This is a genomic window from Williamsia muralis NBRC 105860, from assembly GCF_001598915.1.
In the GTDB taxonomy this organism is placed as follows: domain Bacteria; phylum Actinomycetota; class Actinomycetes; order Mycobacteriales; family Mycobacteriaceae; genus Williamsia; species Williamsia muralis.
The window spans coordinates 173,120-191,070 of sequence record NZ_BDAP01000005.1; the positions used below are offsets into that span (position 1 = coordinate 173,120).

Genomic DNA, 17,951 nt, shown 5'->3' on the forward strand with positions numbered 1-17,951 from the left:
AAAATGCGAGGGTGCCCATGACATCAACCCCCGGAAGCGACGCGTCGTCCGCCAGAACCGTGGACGATTCGACCGGCTCTGACGACGTCGCGGTGGCCGTCCACGGCACCACCGCCGACGCCACAGGCGGCGTGGTCGAGGAGCTGATGGTGTGGCCGGGTACCGCATATCCCCTCGGCGCCACGTTCGATGGAGCCGGTACCAACTTCTCGCTCTTCTCCGAAGTGGCCACCGCCGTGGACCTGTGCCTGATAGGTCCTGACGGGTCTGAGACACGCGTGCCCCTCGAAGAGGTCGATGGCTACGTCTGGCACGCCTACCTGCCGTCGATATCGCCCGGTCAGCTCTACGGCTATCGGGTCCACGGCCCCTACGACCCTCGCCAGGGCCATCGCTGCGACCCCTCCAAGCTGTTGGTCGATCCGTACGGCAAGGCATTCCATGGCGAGTTCGACGGCGACGCGTCCCTGTACTCATACCCGATCGTGCTCGACGAAACTCCGCAGGAACAGGAGTCGACCGAGCCCGCGGCCGACACGAACGGCGGCAACGACGCGAGAACGCAGCCCGACACCGACACCGACACGCTGGCTTTGCTCGATGCCGGTTCGGAGAACGGCGTCACCGCAGGGTCAGACCAGCCCACAGACCCGTCCGTTGACATCGAAAACGTCGCGACCGCAACCACTCTCGAGTCCTCGGATGACGACGACGATGGCTCGGCAGCACCCGCACAGGAGCCCACGCCCCAACCGCGATCAGAATCGACGCCCGACCCCCTGTTCGGCGAACCTCCCAGGCTCGACTCGCTGGGACACACGATGACGTCGGTGGTGATCAACCCGTTCTTCGACTGGCAGCACGATCGGTCTCCCAATCGCCCGTACTACGAGACCATCATCTATGAAGCCCACGTCAAGGGCATGACGGCAACCCATCCCGAAGTGCCCGAACAGCTCCGCGGAACCTACGCCGGGCTCGCCCACCCGGCGATCATCGATCACCTCACGTCATTGGGTGTCACAGCCATCGAACTGATGCCCGTGCACCAGTTCCTCCAGGATCAGACTCTGCTCGATCAGGGTCTGCGAAATTACTGGGGGTACAACAGCTTCGGCTTCATGGCACCCCACGCCGACTATGCGGCCAACCAGCGGGCCGGCGGTGCGGTCCCGGAGTTCAAGGCGATGGTGCGGGCATTCCACGAGGCCGGGATCGAGGTGATCCTCGATGTGGTCTACAACCACACCGCCGAGGGCAACCATCGCGGTCCGAGCATCGCATTCCGCGGCATCGACAACGCGGCGTATTACCGACTCCTCGACGGCGAACCCTGGCACTACATGGACTACACGGGTACCGGAAACAGTCTGAACGTGCGCCATCCGCACACGCTGCAGCTGATCATGGACTCGCTCCGGTATTGGGTGCTCGAGATGCACGTCGACGGTTTCCGTTTCGACCTCGCCTCGACACTCGCCCGCGAGCTGCACGACGTCGACAAGTTGTCGGCCTTCTTCGATCTGGTGCAACAGGATCCTGTGGTCAGCCAGGTGAAGTTGATCGCCGAGCCATGGGACGTGGGCGAGGGCGGCTACCAGGTGGGTAACTTCCCGGGACTGTGGACCGAGTGGAACGGGCAATACCGCGACACCGTGCGTGACTACTGGCGCGGCGAGCCCGCGACACTCGGAGAATTCGCATCGCGGCTGACAGGCTCGTCAGATCTCTACGAGGCAACCGGGCGCCGTCCCAGCGCCAGCATCAACTTCGTGACGGCGCACGACGGCTTCACCCTGCGAGATCTGGTGTCCTACAACGAGAAACACAACGAGGCGAACGGCGAGGACAACCGGGACGGGGAAAGCCACAACCGTTCGTGGAACTGCGGTGTGGAAGGTCCCACCGACGACCCCGACATCGAGCGTCTTCGTGCGCGTCAGCAGCGCAACATCTTGGCAACGCTGATGCTGAGCCAGGGCACCCCGATGATCGCCCACGGCGACGAGATCGGCCGCACCCAGAACGGCAACAACAACGTCTACTGCCAGGACGGCCCGATCGCGTGGATGGATTGGGAACTGGCGGAGAAGAACTCGGATCTGCTCGAGTTCACCCGACGGGTCATCGCCTTGCGCTCGGCGCATCCGGTGTTCCGCAGGCGCCGGTTCTTCGCCGGGCGCCCGATCCGGTCCGGCAACCAGGCACGTGACATCGCCTGGCTCACACCCAGCGGCGAGGAGATGACCGAGGAGGACTGGGACAGCGGTTTCGGTAAATCCCTGGCCGTCTTCTTGAACGGATCCGGCATCAACGAGAAGGACGTTCGCGGACGGCTGGTTGTCGACGACGATTTCTTGATGTGTTTCAACGCGCACTACGAACCGATCGTCTTCCGGGTGCCGACCGATTTCTACGCCAACGAATGGACCGGCGAGCTCGACACCGCCCACCCGACCGGCTCGAGCACGGTCAACGCGAAAGCCGGCAGCGCACTGTTGGTTAGGGAACGGTCGTTGTTGGTACTCCGCAAAGTGAATTGACCTTCGATCTTGTGCCAACGCCTTGGCCGGACACCGATGCCGGCCTGGCTCGACAACCGCTGGAGTACCCATGATCCTGCCGCTGACGGCCACCTACCGGCTTCAGCTGCACGGCGAGTTCACCTTCGCCGACGCAATTGAACAGCTCGACCACATCGAAGGGCTGGGCGTCAGCCATCTGTACCTGTCGCCGATCCAGACCGCGCAACAGGGGTCGACGCACGGGTACGACTGGGTTCCGCCGCCCGCGGTCGCCGAGTCGCTCGGTGGGATCGAGGGATTGCGGGAACTGCGGTCGGCTGCAGCCGACCGCGGCATCGGTGTGATCGTCGACATCGTCCCCAATCACACCGGGGTCGAGGACCCGCGGCAGAACCCGTGGTGGTGGGACGTCTTACGCAACGGCAAGTCGTCCGGGTACGCCGACTACTTCGACATCGACTGGTCGTCGGACAACGGGGCCGACGGCAAGATCGCGTTGCCGGTTCTCGGGTCCGCCGACGACGTGGCATCGCTCGAGGTGGACACAAGTGGGGACGAACCAGAACTCTCGTTCTACGAACACCGGTTTCCGCTCGCCCCCGGCACCGAAGCCGGCCAGTCCGCCCAAGAGGTCCATGACCGGCAGCATTACCGGCTGGTGCCGTGGAACATCGGCGTCATCGGTTATCGCCGCTTCTTCTCCGTCAATGGCCTGGCGGGGTTGCGACAAGAGGACCCCGCTGTCTACGCGGCCACCCACGACCTGATCCGTCAGCTCGTCGAGGAAGACCTTGTGGACGGTCTTCGCGTCGACCACCCGGACGGTCTGGCGGACCCCCAGGACTACCTGCAGCGGCTGCGTGCGGACATCGGACCGGACCGGATCCTGTTGATCGAGAAGATCCTTGCCCATGACGAGCCCCTGGATCCGAGCCTCCCGGTCGACGGCACCACCGGCTACGAGACGATGCGTTCGGTGGGCGCGGTGCTCATCGACCCCACCGGTGAATCGGCTCTCGGACAGCTGCATCAGAAGTACACCGGTGATCGCGGCGACAAGCTGTGGCTGCACGCCGCGGAACGACAGCTCAAACTGTCGATCCTCGACGAGACCTTCCCTGCCGAACGGGCCCGCCTGCGACGGGCGATCACCGCAACGGCCCGTGATCGCGAAGTGTTCTCGAACGACGACCTCGATTCGGCGATCGGCGCGGTGATCGCGGGTCTGGGCGTCTATCGCGCCGACTACCCGATACTCGCCGGAACTCTGGATTCGGTCATCGCAAGTGAGCGAGAACGGTTGCCGGCCCTGGCAACTGCCTTCGAACTGCTCGCATCGGCAGTGGCCACCGACGACGAATCGCGCAGCCGGCTCGCCCAGGTGTGCGGCGCCGTCACCGCGAAGAGCGTCGAGGACTGCCTCTTCTACCGGACCGCACGGCTGGTCAGCCTGCAGGAGGTCGGCGGCGACCCGGCGGCATTCGGTGAATCGATCGACGACTTCCACGCCGCCAACGTGACCCGGGCGAAGAGCTGGCCGCGGGCACTGACCTCGCTGTCGACTCACGACACCAAGCGGAGTGAGGACGTCAGGGCACGCATCGGCATCTTGTCCCAGATCCCGCAGAGGTGGACCGATTTCGTCGATCGTTCGGAGTCCCGCAACCCCGCGCCCGCCGGGGTCACCGGACTCTTCTTGCGCCAGAACCTGTTCGGGATCTGGCCGGCCGACGGCGTGATCACCGGGGCCCTGCGTACCCGTTTCCACGAGTACGCCACGAAGGCGATCCGCGAAGGCGGGGTGGGCACCACGTGGACCGACGTGAACGAACAGTTCGAGACCGCAGTACACGCCTGGATCGATGCTTCGTTCGACGGCCCGTGTGCGCCCGAGTACACCCAGCTCGTACAGGAAACGCTGCCTCACATCGAATCCGACGCTCTGGTGCAGAAGGCGCTGGCGTCGTTGCTGCCCGGAATCCCGGACGTCTATCAGGGCACCGAGTGGTTCGACGATTCCCTCGTCGACCCGGACAATCGCCGGGCGGTGGACTACACGCGCGACGGCGATCACCCGAAGACCCGTGTGGTGCGGGCGGCCTTGACCCTGCGCCGGCGCCGGCAGGAGGTGTTCGTCCAAGGTGGGTACGAGCCGCTGTCGGGCACCGGTCCCGCCGCCGATCATCTGGTGGCCTTCGGCCGCACCTCAACGGCCGGGGCATTCGAAGTGATTGTCGCGGCAGCTCGCTGGACCGTCGGCCTCGACGCCGAGCAATGGGCCCAGACCCATCTCGACCTCCCCGCCGGTACGTGGCGGGAGCAGATCACCGGCACTGACGTCAACGGTAATGTGACGCTGTCAGAGTTGGCCACACCGGTCGGCATTTTCGAGCGTGTGAGGGAGTGACCAGCGTCCTGGTTGCGGGCTTCACCAACGCGAGCGCGCACTGAGGAGTTGGACACCATGTTGGTCGCAGGAATCGATTCGTCGACCCAATCCAGCAAGGTGGTGGTGTGCGACGTAGCCGACGGCCACGTCGTGCGCTCGGGTAGCGCGCCACACCCGACGGGCACCGAGGTGCATCCGGATCAATGGTGGCAGGCCCTCGGGTCGGCGATCGAAGCTGCCGGGGGGCTCGACGACGTCGCAGCGGTATCCGTCGGAGCGCAGCAACACGGCATGGTGTGTCTCGATGAATCCGGTGAGGTGGTGCGAGAGGCGCTGCTGTGGAACGACACCCGATCCGGCCCCGCCGCCGACGAACTCATCGCCGACCTCGGCGGGCCGCAGCAGTGGGTGGACGAGGTGGGAGTGGTCCCGGTCGCGTCGATCACCGCCACCAAGCTGCGCTGGCTCGCCGACAACGAACCCGCCAACGCCGATCGCACCGCTGCGGTGTGCCTCCCCCACGACTGGCTCAGCTGGAAGCTCACCGGCAGTACCGACCTGGCCGACCTGTGGACCGATCGCAGCGACGCAAGTGGCACAGGCTATTTCAGCGCAGCGGCCGATGAGTACCAGCCTCGGTTGCTGGAGTTGGCGATGCGAGGCCGGGCGCCGATGGTGCCCCGGATCGTCGGCCCAGCACAGAACGGTGGCGCCATGCGGTCGGGCGCGGGCATCGGTGCGGGCGCCGGCGACAACGCAGCGGCGGCGCTGGCGCTCGGCGCCGCCCCCGGCGACTGCATCGTGTCACTCGGCACCTCTGGAGTTGTCAGCGCGGTCAGTGACAGTGCACCGACCGACTACGCCGGGCTCGTTGCCGGTTTCGCCGACGCCACGGGCCGGCAATTGCCGCTGGTGTGCACTCTGAACGGGGCCCCCGTGCTGGCGGCCGTGGCCAAGATGCTCGACGTCGACTTCGACACGTTGTCCGACCTTGCCCTGTCTGCGCCTGCGGGCGCCGACGGGCTGTCCCTGGTGCCGTACTTCGAGGGGGAACGCTCCCCCAACCTGCCGCGCACCCGCGGAGCCCTGCACGGCATGACCGGACGAAACCTGAACAGCGCCAACATCGCCCGGGCGGGCGTCGAAGGTTTGCTGTGCTCCCTCCAATACTGCGCCGACCGGATCCGCGACCAAGGCATCGAGATCAACCGGATCATCCTCGTCGGTGGCGGCGCACGCTCTGCGGCCATCCGGGAGCTGGCCCCGGCAATCTTCGCCCGCCCCGTCGTGGTCCCGGAACCGGGCGAATACGTGGCGCTCGGCGCCGCTCGTCAGGCCGCCTGGTCGCTGGACCCCACGTCCGAACCACCTCGCTGGTCAGCGGCCGACGAACGTGTCTACGAGGCCGATCCGACGCCTCATGTCGTCGAGCAGTACCACGAGGCATCCGGATTGACCGTCGGCCGGAACTGACCGCACGCCGACACCGACTCTGCCGCCGCCGACATCGTCCCCGTGGGTATGAGCCGAGGGCATGGTGCCCTCGGCTACCTCTCACGCGACTGATGTCGGCGCTGCCGCTTCGGTGAGCCGATCGAGTTCGCTGTCATCGAGCTCGATGCCGATGGCGGCCACGTTGTCGTGCAGATGGCGCACACTCGTGGTCCCCGGGAGCGGTACGACGACCTCATCCCGTCTCCTGCCCTGACAGTGCACCCAGGCCAGGGCGACCTGTCCCGGCGACACCCCGCGGTGTCGGGCGACGTCGGCCAGCGCCACACCGAGAGATGTGGAATCCTCCGCACGCAGCGCGCCGTGGCCGGTCGGTGAATGCGCGACCAACGCAATACCCAACTCCGCCAATGTTTCCGACATCAACCCGGGTATGGGTGTCGAGAGCGACCACGCCTCCTGCACCGCGTGGACGGGATGGACCGCGTGCGCTCGGCGAACGTCCTCGACGGTGACGTTCGACAGGCCGATCGAGCGGATCTTGCCCGCCTCGATCAGCCCGGCCATGGCCGAGACCGTCTCCTCGATCGGGGTGTGCTCACTGCGGTGGTGCAAGTAGTAGAGATCGATGACCTCAACCCCCAGGCGGCGCAGGCTGCCCTCGCACGAGGAGACCACCGTCGCGGCGTCTGCGTGCACACTCCAGTCATCGAATCGACCTGAATCACCCCATCTGACACCGAACTTCGAGCACAGGATGACCTCTTCGCGGCGTCCGGCGATGGTACGCCCGACCAGTTCCTCGTTGCGGTACATCTCGGCGGTGTCCAGCAGGGTCACACCGACGTCCAGTGCGGCATGCACCACCGCCGTCGGATCACGATCAGGGTCGGTACCCGCCTCCGTCAATCGCATGAGTCCGAGCCCTTGCTCGGGCGGATCGTCAGCAGACCATGGCTGCGTGTTCGTCATCGGGTCAACGATAGGACCTCAACGCGACTTGAAGTCAAGAGCGGGGACCCTTGCCCTCACAGGCCCTTCGCCCCACACTGTCACCACAACACAGCCGAAGGAGTGCCCATGAAACCCACCGGTGTCACAGCGAATCTGTCGGTGCCCGACATCACCGTTGCGCGCGACTTCTACTCTGACTATCTCGGCCTCGCAATCGAGGCGTTCAACCTGGGCTGGGTGGCCAACTACCGGTCCGCAGACGGCCGGGCGGCGATTCAGCTCGTCACCGAGGATGCGACCTCACCTGTCGATTCTGTGATCTCGGTACACGTGGGCGACCAGGTGGAAGAGGCCTATGCCGAAGCACAACGACGCGGGTTCGAGATCGTCCATCCGTTGACCACGGAACCGTGGGGCGTGCGCAGGTTCTTCGTCCGGGCGCCCGACGGCAACGTCATCAACATCGTCAGCCACGACGACGACGCGGCATCCGAGTAACTCCAGGCGGCCCCGTCAGACTCCTCGGGGGTTGTTGTTCTCCACCAGCAGTTGCTGCAACGTCTCCCGAGCGCCATTGCGGCGCAACGACTCCAATGTCCACAGGTAGGGGCGCACAAACCGGTTCTCGTCGGCGAGGTCACCGAACAGCTCACGATTCTGCACAAACGCCAACGGCTCGTTGCGGCTCCGGACCGCGAGGGGGACCAACGAATCCGCGAGCGGGTCGACCACGTCGATCGGCTCGCCTGCTTCGTCCACCCCTTCCGCGTAGCGGGTCCAGCTGGCCACCACCGCCGCAGCCAACACCACGTCGCCACCGGCCTCGAGCTGCTGACGGATGACGGGCAACAACCACTTCGGTATCCGGTCCGACGAGTATTGGCAGAGTCGCGCAATGGTGTCGGCGATCGACGGGTTGGAGAACCTCTTGATCAGTGTCTCGATGTAGGCGTCGACATCCACACCGGGCAAGGGCAACAGTGTGTGCCGAGCCTCGTTGTTCATGTAGCCCAGCAGGAGACGGCGGATCAACGGATCCTGCGCTGCGTCGTGCACAAGCCGGTAGCCCATCAGATGGCCGAAGTAGCACAGGGTCTGGTGGCCTGCGTTGAGCAGCCGGAGCTTCATCAGCTCGTACGGTCCCACGTCGGAGACCACCTGCACACCGACCGACTCGAGTCGGGGTCGGCCGGCCGAGAACGAGTCCTCGAGAACCCATTGGGTGAAAGGTTCGGCCACCACGGGCCATCGGTCCGTGATGCCGGTGCGCGCCTGCACCTCATCGCCGAGTTCGGGTGGCGTGGCCGGGGTGATCCTGTCGACCATCGAATTCGGGAAAGCTGTGTTGTCGCCGATCCACTCGGCCAGACCGGGGTCCTTGCTGCACGCGAAGGCCGTAAAGGTCTTGCGTGCGATGTCCCCGTTGCCCTCGATGTTGTCGCACGACATCACCGTGAACGAGGGGTGCCCGGCGTCGCGACGACGGCCGAGGGCCTCGACGACGAGGCCGAACGTCGTCGAAGGAACAGCACCCGGCTGGAGATCGGCCTGGATCGCCGCGTTGGTCAGATCGAAATCCCCTGTCGTGGAGGAGAAGTTGTACCCGCCCTCGGTGATGGTGAGCGACACGATTCGGGTGGCCGGGTCGGCGAGCTTGTCGATCACCGCTGCGGGGTCGTCGGGTGCGAACAGATACTCGGCGATGGAGCCGACAACCGAGGTCTGCATGGCCCCGTCGGGATGCTTGAGGGTCAACGTGTAGAGCCCATCTTGCGGTACCAGCGCATCTCGCATGTGCACATCACCCGGTAGCACTCCTACGCCGCAGATCGCCCAATCCCGCGAGGCAGGATCCGAGGTGAGCAACGCGTCGACGTACATGGCCTGATGAGCACGATGAAATCCACCGACACCGAAATGCACGATGCCGCAGCCCAGTTGGGTTCGGTCGTACTCGGGTTTCGGCACCGCCACGAGATCGGCCAGACTTGCGTTGTCCAGTTTCACGATGCCCCCGCCCCTGCCGATCCACCGAGCCTGCCCGGGTAGACAACAGCTTTGATACTCCCCGGTTGCCGGTCGGCATCCAGGGCTTCGGCCACCTCGGACAAACCGAAGCGCCCGGTGACCATCGAGTCGAGATCTACTTTGCCCGAGGTGACCAACTCGCGCGCGATCGGCCAGGTGTTGGCGTACCGGAACACCCCTGTCACAACGAGTTCCCGATTCTGGACAAGCGAGATGGGAAACGCCATCGTCGATTTCGCACTCATGCCCACCAGGACCACGCGGCCACCGGGTCGGACGGCGGCGATGCCGGATGAGATCGCCGATTCCGCACCCGATGCATCGATGAAGGAGTCGACGCCGATCGTGGTGTCCAGCTCATCCGGGGTGAGCACGTCCGTTGCCCCGAATCCGGCCGCGACCGCGCGTCGCGTGCGGTTCACGTCGGTCACCACGATGCGGGTGGCACCCGCCGCCCGCGCCACCTGGACACAGAGCAGACCGACGGGACCCGCACCGGTGATCAACACGCCGTCACCGATCCCGACCTCTGCCTTGCGGCAAGCAGCGATCGCCACCGACAGTGGTTCGAACAATGCGGCCGCCTCATCGCTCACCGAGTCGGGCACAGGGTGGGCAAAGGCCGACCCGATGGTCACGAACTCGGCGAGTGCACCGTCCACCGGTGGAGTTGCGTAGAACCGCATGTGCGGAGACAGGTTGTACTGTCCGCGTCGTGTCGGCTCGTCGTCGGGGTCCGGTCGTTGGGGTTCGATGGACACCCGCTCCCCGATCCGCGACTCCGGCACTCCGCTGCCGACCGCCACGATCCGCCCGGCGGCTTCATGTCCCAGCACCAACGGCGACGACACGACGAAGTCACCGATCCGTCCATGTCGGTAGTAGTGGGTGTCGGATCCGCACACCCCTACCGCGCTCACCTGGACCAACACGTCACCCGGGTTGGGCGACGGGACCTCTCGCTGCTCGATGGTCAGACTGCCGGGTGCGGTCAGGACACTCGCGGTCATGGTGGCAGGAGTCATTCGCCGGTCCTCTGTGGGTGTTGCGTGGGTCACAATCAGGATGTTAGCTTACTGAGCATATGCACGACCAGTGAGCATTTGCTCACACACACCTCGATGAGGAGGGCGCGTGAACGCGTCACCGCTGGAGCCCACCGCCGACACCGGGCAAGACCTGCGCCTACTTGTTCGTGCGGCCACGATGTACCACCTCGAAGGGCTCACCCAGGCGGAGGTCGCCGCGCGCTTGGGCCTCTCGCGCCCCACCGCCGGCCGGCTCATCGCCAGGGCACGCGCCCAGGGCCTGGTGCGTGTGGTCATCGACGCACCCCCGCATCTGGCCGGCTCCATTCACACCGACGAGGAGCGCGATCTCGAGACTGCGTTCGGGCTCAAAGAGGCCCTGATCATCGACCAGCTCGCCGACGGGACGCAGACCGGTGACTCCGCGCTCGGACGGGCTGGGGCGTCGGTTCTCATCCGGAGACTCGAGCCGAACAGCACGCTCGGCTTCACATGGGGGCCGGAAACGGTCGCCGTGGCCGACTCGATCACTCCCCGCTCTGCCAGCTGCCGGCGGGTGGTGCAGATGGACGGCTCCATGACGTCTGTCGAGTACCACACCGGCGTTGATCACGCACTGTCCCGATTCGCCGAACGCCTGGGCGCACAACCACTTCGGCTTGTTGCCCCGCTCTACGCCGATCCCGACACCGTGAAGGCGCTGCAGCGGGACTCCATCCTGTCGCAGTCGTTCAAGGCCGCCGAAGAAGCCGATGTGATGGTGTTCGGTGTCGGGTCGGTCACCACGTCCACCACCCTCTTCGAAGGGGCGTACATCGACGCCGCCATCCTCGACGAATTGACCGGGCTCGGGGCGGTCGGCGAGATCGGCGGGCGGTTCTACGACAAGGACGGGGTCACGGTCGAATCGTCGCTCGTCGACCGCACGGTCTCCGTTCCGCTCGAGGCCGTCCGTTCCTGCCCCACCACCATGCTCATCTCCGGTGGAACCCACCGCCGGGAGTCGATCCTGGGTGCCCTCCGAGGTGGCCTCGCCACCACACTGATCACCGATCTGGGCACTGCGCACTGGCTCATCACGCAAGAGAAAGGTCAATGATGACTGATTCGACGAAGCCGAGAAGACGGGCGAGATGGCGCAGAGCCCTTGCGCCCCTTGCCCTCGCGGGAACCGTTGCGCTGACGGCCTCCGCCTGCAGTGGCGCCGGATCTTTCACGGACGGCGGCGGTGAGGCAGTCACCATCGCGTTGGTCTCCAACTCCCAGATGCAAGATGCGATCGCATTGTCTCCCCAGTTCGAGAAGGAGAACCCCGGCGTCAAGCTCAAGTTCGTCACGTTGTCCGAGAACGAGGCACGCGCCAAGATCACCGCCTCGGTGGCAACCGGCGGCGGCGAGTTCGACGTGGTGATGATCAGCAACTACGAGACGGCGACCTGGGCCGAGAACGGGTGGCTCGTCAATCTCACCCCGTACATGGTCTCCAGCCCCGGCTACGACCAGGACGACTTCATCCCGACCCTCCGCGAGGCGCTGTCCTACGAGGGCAACATGTACTCGGCACCGTTCTACGGTGAGTCCTCGTTCCTCATGTACAACAAGCAGATGCTCGCCGACGCGGGCATCAACATGCCCGCGGAGCCGACGTGGCCCCAGGTCCAGGAGGCCGCCAAGACCCTGAACAAGGGCGAGGTGTCGGGAATCTGCCTGCGCGGCAAGCCGGGATGGGGTGAGACCCTGGCACCGCTGGACACCGTGATCAACGCCTTCGGTGGACGCTGGTTCGACGAGGACTGGAATGCTCAGCTCGACAGTCCGCAGGTCAGAGAAGCAGTCGAGTTCTATGTCGACACCGTCCGTCAATATGGCGAACCCGGTGCTGCCTCAACAGGTTTCCAGGAATGCGCCAACTTGATGTCGCAGGGCCAGGTTGCGATGTGGTACGACGCGACCTCCGCGGTCTCGGTGCTCGAGAGCCCGGACGACAGCAATATCGCGGGCAATGTCGGATACGCCATGGCTCCCAGCATGGCCAAGGGCGGCAACGGCTGGCTGTACGCCTGGTCGCTCGGTATCCCCGAGAGCAGCAAGAAGAAAGACGACGCCTGGAAGTTCATCGAATGGATGACCAGCAAGGACTACATCAAGATGGTGGCCGAGCAGCTCGGCGCGGCCAGCGTCCCGCCCGGCAGCCGGCTCTCCACCTATGAGCTGCCGGCGTACAAGGAGATCTCGGGCGCCTTCGCCGAGCCGACCCTCAAATCGATGCAGGCCGCCGATCAGAACAAACCGACAGTGGACCCCGTGCCCTACACCGGAATCCAGTTCCTCGCCATCCCCGAGTTCCAAGACTTCGGCACCCGGGTGAGCCAGCAGATCAGCGCGGCAATCGCCGGACAGATCTCTGTCGACGAAGCGCTCGAACAGTCCCAGAAGTACGCCGAGGTAGTCGGCGAGTCCTACAAGAAGGAGCAGTGAGGACATGGCCACCGCACTCGCAGAGCGAGGCACCGAGCCCGATCCGGGTTCCGCGCCGCCGCCGATAACGTCCAAACGGGACAGGATCTCGCGCGCCGAGGGATGGCGACGGCGGGGGCCGCTGCTCCCGGCGTTGATATTCATGATCATCGTCACGCAGATCCCCTTCATCGTGACGCTGTACTACTCCACCCAGTCATGGAACCTGGTGCGCCCCGGGTCTCGGGAGTTCAACTGGCTCAACAACTATGTCGATGTCTTCACCGACAGCCAGTTCCGGACGGTGGCACTCAACACGGTGATCCTCATCGTCGGGACCGTTGTCATCTCGGTTCTGCTCGGCTTGTTCTTCGCCATCCTCCTCGACCGCAAGTTCATCGGGCGCAGCATTGTCCGCACGTTACTGATCACCCCGTTCCTGGTCACCCCGGTGGCCGCCGCGCTGCTGTGGAAGACGAGTCTGCTCTCCCCCACCAACGGACTGGTCAACTGGGCGCTGAGCCCATTCGGCCTCGGTGACGTCGACTGGCTCAGCGAGTTCCCGCTCGCAAGCGTGATGGCCGAACTGGTCTGGCAGTGGACACCTTTCATGATGTTGCTGATCCTCGCCGGCCTGCAGTCGATGCCGAAGGACATCCAGGAGGCCGCCCGCGTCGACGGCGCCACCAGCTTTCGGCTGTTCCGGGAACTGACCCTGCCTCACCTGCGCAGGTTCATCGAACTGGGATCTGTCCTCGGAGCCATCTACCTGGTCAACACCTTCGACGCCGTGTACATGATGACCTCCGGCGGTCCGGGTGTCGCCAGTTCGAACTTGCCCTTCTACATCTACCAGCGCGCGTTCCTCGGTTTCGATGTCGGACAGGCGGCCGCGATGGGCGTGGTCACCGTGGTCGCGACCATCATCCTGTCGAGCCTCGCCCTTCGCCTGATCTTCAAGAGTTTCAGCGGGAAAGAGGAGGCAGCCTGATGTCCACCGCAGTGAACAACACACCGGCACAAGCACATACCGACATCAAGGACATCAAGAAGCGGCGCAACCGAGGCGGGAGCCTGCTGACCGCCTTCACCTGGATCATCGCCATCGGGTTCTTCTTCCCTGTCGCCTGGATGGTGCTCACGGCGTTCAAGCAGGAGAGCGATGCGGCGACCAATCCCCCGACGTTCTTCTTCACCCCGACGCTCGACCAATTCAAGGCGGTCTTCGACGCGGGCGTCGGAACCGCGCTGCTGAACTCACTGTTCGTGACGACGGTGTCGACGATCATCGTTCTGCTGCTGGGCATCCCGGCCGCGTTTGCACTCTCGCTGCGTCCGGTGAAGAAGACGAGCGATGCCCTGTTCTTCTTCATCAGCACCAAGATGCTGCCCGTGGTCGCCGTCATCATCCCTCTGTACGTCATCGTGGGCCAGATCGGGATGCTCGACAACGTCTGGACACTCATCGTCCTGTACACCTCGATGAACCTGCCGATCGCGGTGTGGATGATGCGATCGTTCTTCCTGGAGGTACCCAGCGAACTGCTGGAGGCCGCCGAGATCGACGGTGCCAGTCTCTGGACCTCGGTTCGAGAGGTGATCCTTCCGCTGATCTCCCCTGGAATCGCGGCCACCGCACTGATCTGCGTCATCTTCTCGTGGAACGAGTTCTTCTTCGCGGTGAACATGACGGCCGTCAACGCTCAGACGATGCCGGTGGCCCTCACCGGGTTCATGTCAGGGCAGGGGCTCTTCTGGGCCCAGCTGTCCGCCGCCTCGGTGATCGCCGCTCTGCCGGTGGTCATCTGCGGCTGGATCGCTCAGAACAAACTCGTCCGCGGCCTCTCCTTCGGAGCCATCAAATGAGGTTCGGCAGAGCACATCATTCGGGCTCCGCCCGGGCCATCAAATAAACAGGAGCACACAATGGCAACCATCAGCTACGAAAACGCCTGCTGCGTCTACCCGGGCGCCGATTCACTGGCCGTCGACTCACTCAACCTCGACATCGAAGACGGCGAGTTCGTTGTTCTCGTCGGCCCCTCGGGTTCAGGTAAGTCCACCGCGCTGCGCATGCTCGCCGGTCTCGAGGAGATCGACAGCGGGGCAATCAAGATCGGCGGCAACAACATGGTCGGCGTGGCCCCCAAAGACCGTGACATCGCCATGGTCTTCCAGAACTATGCTCTCTACCCGAACAAGACAGTCGGCGAGAACATGGGCTTCGCGCTCAAGATGCGTGGTGTGGGGCTCGAGGAACGCAAGCGCAAGGTCGCCGAGGCCGCCAAGGTCCTCGATCTCACCGACTACCTCGACCGCAAGCCGGGCAAGCTGTCCGGCGGCCAACGCCAGCGGGTGGCGATGGGCCGGGCCATCGTCCGCGAACCTCAGGTGTTCTGCATGGACGAACCGCTGTCGAACCTCGACGCGAAGTTGCGTGTGCAAACCCGCACCCAGATCGCCGCGTTGCAGCGGCGTCTCGGCACCACCACCGTCTACGTCACCCACGATCAGGTGGAGGCCATGACCATGGGTGACCGCGTTGCGGTACTCAAAAACGGTGTGCTGCAGCAGTTCAGCACACCGACCGAGCTCTACGACCGACCGAAGAACGCATTTGTCGCCGGCTTCATCGGGTCGCCCGCGATGAACCTGTTCACCGCGCCGGTACGCGACGGTGCAGTGACCGTCGCCGGGTCCAGGATCGACCTCGACGCGGACTCGACCACGTTGATCGAGAAGTCCGGTCTGCAGGAGGTCACGGTGGGCATCCGACCCGAAGAACTCTCCCTCGGCGACGGTGGCGACGGACTCGGTGTGACGGTGGCCCTCATGGAAGAACTGGGCAGCGAGACGTACGTGTACGCCACGCTCGACGACCCGCATGTCAGGAGTCTCGAGGGCGGACCGCTGACACTGGTGGCACGATCGGGCCAGCGGTCACCCGCGAAGCTGGGCGAAGCGGTCCGGCTGCGGCAGAACAGCGGAAAGGTGCACCTGTTCCATCCCGAGACCGGCGAGCGGATCAGCCTCTAGCGCTGGACGATCGGCGGTCAGCCGGCCGGCGCCGGGGTCACCGGCGCCGGCTCCACCGGTGCATTCGGCACGACCGAAGCGTTCGGATCCGCGGGGGCATTGGGATCAACCGGTGCTCCTGAATCCGCCGATCCCGCACCTGAGCTGGACGGACCCGGATCCATCTGGGACACCAGCCATTTACCGTCGTGCTTCTCCAACGTCAGACGGAACATGCCGACGTTGGTCACCGGTGTGGTGGCAACGCTGCTGGTTCCGGTGATCTCGGCGATGATCAGGGTGGTCGCCGAATCCCCTTCGGCCGACACCACACCCGACGACCAGATCGACGGCGTGATCTTCAACTGCATCTGCGTGATGTCGGCCTGGGTCTTCTCCCGCTCCTTGAGCAGGTTGTCCCTGAACTGACCGGTGGTCAGCGGTGACATCGTGTCGACGTACTCGCCCGCGGTGGTGGTGTTCATGGAGTTGAGCAACTGGGTGACGAAGTAGTCGGAGGCCTGTTTGGCATCTTCGGCCGCAGTGATCTTGTCCTGGTCGGATTTCCACTTCAGCCCGAAGAACACCGTCACCGCGATCAGTGCGATCAGCAACGCTCCAGCTGCCACCTTGCCGATTGCCGAGACACTGATGGTTATCTGTCTGGCCTGCTTGGTGTCCGCTCCGGGCGACGCCGCGGCGGAGGCGGCAGGACTCTTCGCGGACGACGTGGCCGATCCCGATGTTCCTGCGGTGGACTCGGCGACAACCGGCTTCGCCCGCCGGGACTTGCCCGACGGAACCTTCTTCGCCGACGGTTGGTCGGCGTCATCGCCGACGCCGGCGGGCGTTGATACATCTTTGTCTGCCATAACGGCGTTTCTACCTCACAACAGGTCTCGAGAACGGTGACGGCATCTGCCGGGACCGTGAAGCGGTCGGCTGTCAGCCCAGCGGAGCGGTGCGCGCGTTGGGGTCCATGTTGGGCGGAGGGCCGGCGGTGTCGTCGCCCGGCGGCCGTGGTGCGTTCGCGGCTCCCCTGATCTGCTGAGTCGGATCTTCGGTGACACAGTACATATTCACCGGAACCGAGCTCTCCAGGATCTGGGTGGGCCGCTGCGGCATCGTCGGGTACTCGCAGTACGGCCGCGGATAGATCGAGCCGAACGCCCACCACGCTCCATCGTGGAACATCGCCTGCGCGGTGGTGGCACCATCACGGATCGACGGGAGCAGGTTCACCATCGCGGGAGCACGGAGCGCACCTTGCTGGGCGATGTCGAGGAACTGTTTCAGGACATCGGTCAGCGGGTCCTGCAGTTGATTGAGCGAGCCCGCCAGGGTGGTCAGCCGCGCCGGCCCGCTACCGAGGAACGTACGCAGTTCCTCGTCAGAGGCCACGAGAGCGTCGATCAATCCGCTCATCCCGCCGGTGAGCCGGCCGAGATCAGGCTGAACGTCTGCTGTCGTCTCCAGGATGGTGCCGGTGTTCTGGATCAGCGTCACCGTCTCGGGCAACACTCGGTACAGGTCGGCGAAGATCACACCACCGCTGTTGAACAAGGCGCGGAGCTGGTTCTTGCCACCGGCGTCGAGTGCGATGTCGAGTTCGTCGATCGTGGTCTTCAGTTTGACCGGATCGATCTGTTTGACCACTCCGACCGTCGACTCGAGCAATTTCGGGAACGCAACCGTCGACGAGGTCTGGACCGACGAGATCTTGTCGCCGTTCGAGAAGTACGGGCCGTCCGAGGTGGGTGGCTGAAAGTCGACGTACTGCTCACCGACCGCGGAGAGTCCGAGAGCCTTGACCTCGGAATCGGTGTTGATCTGATATTTGCTGTCGATCGTGACCTTGACCTCGACAGACGCCGGGGTGACCCGAACGGTGTCCACCTCGCCGATCCGCGAGCCCCGGAGCGTGACCTCGGAAGTCTCCTGGACACCGCCTGAGTTCGCGAATTCGACTGTGAGCGTGTAACTGTCGTCGAACGGACGCCAGCGGAGGACGCCCAGTGTGAGATAGCCGAACCCGATCAGCATCACCAGGATCAATGCGAGGTTGGACAGCAGGATCCGGTGATTACGGAGGAATGTCATCAT

14 protein-coding genes are annotated in these 17,951 nt (G+C 64.7%); 9 read left to right on the plus strand and 5 right to left on the minus strand.

Features of this window, described 5'->3' with window-relative positions:
- Nucleotides 1-17: 17 nt before the first annotated feature.
- The 3 genes from glgX (at nt 18) to xylB (ending at nt 6,387) form a co-directional block, all read left to right on the plus strand.
- On the plus strand, nt 18-2,543 hold the full coding sequence (gene glgX, locus WIMU1_RS18770; protein WP_084248386.1) for a glycogen debranching protein GlgX: 2,526 nt from the start codon (nt 18-20) through the stop codon (nt 2,541-2,543).
- A gap of 70 nt (nt 2,544-2,613) precedes the next feature.
- Nucleotides 2,614-4,932 carry a malto-oligosyltrehalose synthase gene (gene treY, locus WIMU1_RS18775; protein ID WP_062799460.1) on the plus strand — a complete coding sequence of 773 codons (2,319 nt, stop codon included), beginning with the start codon at nt 2,614-2,616 and terminating at the stop codon, nt 4,930-4,932.
- A gap of 57 nt (nt 4,933-4,989) precedes the next feature.
- Nucleotides 4,990-6,387 carry a xylulokinase gene (gene xylB, locus WIMU1_RS18780; RefSeq protein ID WP_062799463.1) on the plus strand — a complete coding sequence of 466 codons (1,398 nt, stop codon included), beginning with the start codon at nt 4,990-4,992 and terminating at the stop codon, nt 6,385-6,387.
- A gap of 81 nt (nt 6,388-6,468) precedes the next feature.
- Here the strand turns inward: xylB and WIMU1_RS18785 are convergent, their stop codons facing one another.
- Nucleotides 6,469-7,338, minus strand: a complete 870-nt coding sequence (locus tag WIMU1_RS18785; protein WP_062799465.1) for an aldo/keto reductase — start codon at nt 7,336-7,338, stop codon at nt 6,469-6,471.
- Between the two features lie 108 nt (nt 7,339-7,446).
- On the opposite strand from WIMU1_RS18785, the gene WIMU1_RS18790 reads away from it, so the two are divergent.
- Nucleotides 7,447-7,818 carry a VOC family protein gene (locus tag WIMU1_RS18790; protein ID WP_062799467.1) on the plus strand — a complete coding sequence of 124 codons (372 nt, stop codon included), beginning with the start codon at nt 7,447-7,449 and terminating at the stop codon, nt 7,816-7,818.
- 15 nt (nt 7,819-7,833) lie between these two features.
- On the opposite strand, the gene WIMU1_RS18795 is transcribed toward WIMU1_RS18790, so the two are convergent.
- Both WIMU1_RS18795 and WIMU1_RS18800 read right to left on the minus strand, forming a co-directional pair.
- Nucleotides 7,834-9,327: a mannitol dehydrogenase family protein gene (locus tag WIMU1_RS18795; protein ID WP_062799469.1), complete on the minus strand. Its 1,494-nt coding sequence runs from the start codon at nt 9,325-9,327 to the stop codon at nt 7,834-7,836.
- Nucleotides 9,324-10,373: an NAD(P)-dependent alcohol dehydrogenase gene (locus WIMU1_RS18800; protein WP_245968985.1), complete on the minus strand. Its 1,050-nt coding sequence runs from the start codon at nt 10,371-10,373 to the stop codon at nt 9,324-9,326. Before WIMU1_RS18800 ends, WIMU1_RS18795 begins: the two co-directional genes overlap by 4 nt.
- Nucleotides 10,374-10,482: 109 nt before the next feature.
- Between WIMU1_RS18800 and WIMU1_RS18805 the strand changes: the two genes are divergently transcribed.
- From WIMU1_RS18805 to WIMU1_RS18825, 5 genes are read left to right on the plus strand one after another with little or no spacing between them, the layout of a single operon-like run.
- Entirely contained in the window at nt 10,483-11,475 is a 993-nt protein-coding gene (locus WIMU1_RS18805) for a sugar-binding transcriptional regulator (protein ID WP_062799473.1), read from the plus strand.
- Nucleotides 11,475-12,854 (plus strand): ABC transporter substrate-binding protein, encoded by a 1,380-nt coding sequence (locus tag WIMU1_RS18810; protein ID WP_062799475.1) that lies wholly within the window; start codon nt 11,475-11,477, stop codon nt 12,852-12,854. Before WIMU1_RS18805 ends, WIMU1_RS18810 begins: the two co-directional genes overlap by 1 nt.
- Nucleotides 12,855-12,858: 4 nt before the next feature.
- The gene (locus tag WIMU1_RS18815) at nt 12,859-13,824 is read left to right on the plus strand and encodes a carbohydrate ABC transporter permease (protein WP_023961028.1); all 966 of its coding nucleotides are present in this window, start codon (nt 12,859-12,861) and stop codon (nt 13,822-13,824) included.
- The gene (locus WIMU1_RS18820; protein WP_023961030.1) at nt 13,824-14,699 is read left to right on the plus strand and encodes a carbohydrate ABC transporter permease; all 876 of its coding nucleotides are present in this window, start codon (nt 13,824-13,826) and stop codon (nt 14,697-14,699) included. Before WIMU1_RS18815 ends, WIMU1_RS18820 begins: the two co-directional genes overlap by 1 nt.
- Before the next feature lie 60 nt (nt 14,700-14,759).
- Nucleotides 14,760-15,869 carry an ABC transporter ATP-binding protein gene (locus WIMU1_RS18825; protein ID WP_030172871.1) on the plus strand — a complete coding sequence of 370 codons (1,110 nt, stop codon included), beginning with the start codon at nt 14,760-14,762 and terminating at the stop codon, nt 15,867-15,869.
- 17 nt (nt 15,870-15,886) lie between these two features.
- Here the strand turns inward: WIMU1_RS18825 and WIMU1_RS18830 are convergent, their stop codons facing one another.
- Both WIMU1_RS18830 and WIMU1_RS18835 read right to left on the minus strand, forming a co-directional pair.
- On the minus strand, nt 15,887-16,720 hold the full coding sequence (locus WIMU1_RS18830) for a hypothetical protein (RefSeq protein ID WP_062799476.1): 834 nt from the start codon (nt 16,718-16,720) through the stop codon (nt 15,887-15,889).
- A gap of 73 nt (nt 16,721-16,793) precedes the next feature.
- Nucleotides 16,794-17,948, minus strand: coding sequence for an MCE family protein (locus WIMU1_RS18835; protein WP_371850309.1), 1,155 nt, complete (start codon nt 17,946-17,948; stop codon nt 16,794-16,796).
- Between the last annotated feature and the right edge of the window lie 3 nt (nt 17,949-17,951).

Excerpts from the sequence above, each read along its gene's own strand:
- treY (WP_062799460.1), top strand. The coding sequence starts at position 2,614 with ATGATCCTGCCGCTGACGGCCACCTACCGGCTTCAGCTGCACGGCGAG.
- WIMU1_RS18800 (WP_245968985.1), bottom strand. The coding sequence starts at position 10,373 with ATGACTCCTGCCACCATGACCGCGAGTGTCCTGACCGCACCCGGCAGT.
- glgX (WP_084248386.1), top strand. The coding sequence starts at position 18 with ATGACATCAACCCCCGGAAGCGACGCGTCGTCCGCCAGAACCGTGGAC.
- WIMU1_RS18790 (WP_062799467.1), top strand. The coding sequence starts at position 7,447 with ATGAAACCCACCGGTGTCACAGCGAATCTGTCGGTGCCCGACATCACC.
- WIMU1_RS18825 (WP_030172871.1), top strand. The coding sequence starts at position 14,760 with ATGGCAACCATCAGCTACGAAAACGCCTGCTGCGTCTACCCGGGCGCC.
- WIMU1_RS18815 (WP_023961028.1), top strand. The coding sequence starts at position 12,859 with ATGGCCACCGCACTCGCAGAGCGAGGCACCGAGCCCGATCCGGGTTCC.
- WIMU1_RS18830 (WP_062799476.1), bottom strand. The coding sequence starts at position 16,720 with ATGGCAGACAAAGATGTATCAACGCCCGCCGGCGTCGGCGATGACGCC.
- WIMU1_RS18820 (WP_023961030.1), top strand. The coding sequence starts at position 13,824 with ATGTCCACCGCAGTGAACAACACACCGGCACAAGCACATACCGACATC.
- WIMU1_RS18835 (WP_371850309.1), bottom strand. The coding sequence starts at position 17,948 with ATGACATTCCTCCGTAATCACCGGATCCTGCTGTCCAACCTCGCATTG.
- WIMU1_RS18810 (WP_062799475.1), top strand. The coding sequence starts at position 11,475 with ATGACTGATTCGACGAAGCCGAGAAGACGGGCGAGATGGCGCAGAGCC.
- xylB (WP_062799463.1), top strand. The coding sequence starts at position 4,990 with ATGTTGGTCGCAGGAATCGATTCGTCGACCCAATCCAGCAAGGTGGTG.
- WIMU1_RS18785 (WP_062799465.1), bottom strand. The coding sequence starts at position 7,338 with ATGACGAACACGCAGCCATGGTCTGCTGACGATCCGCCCGAGCAAGGG.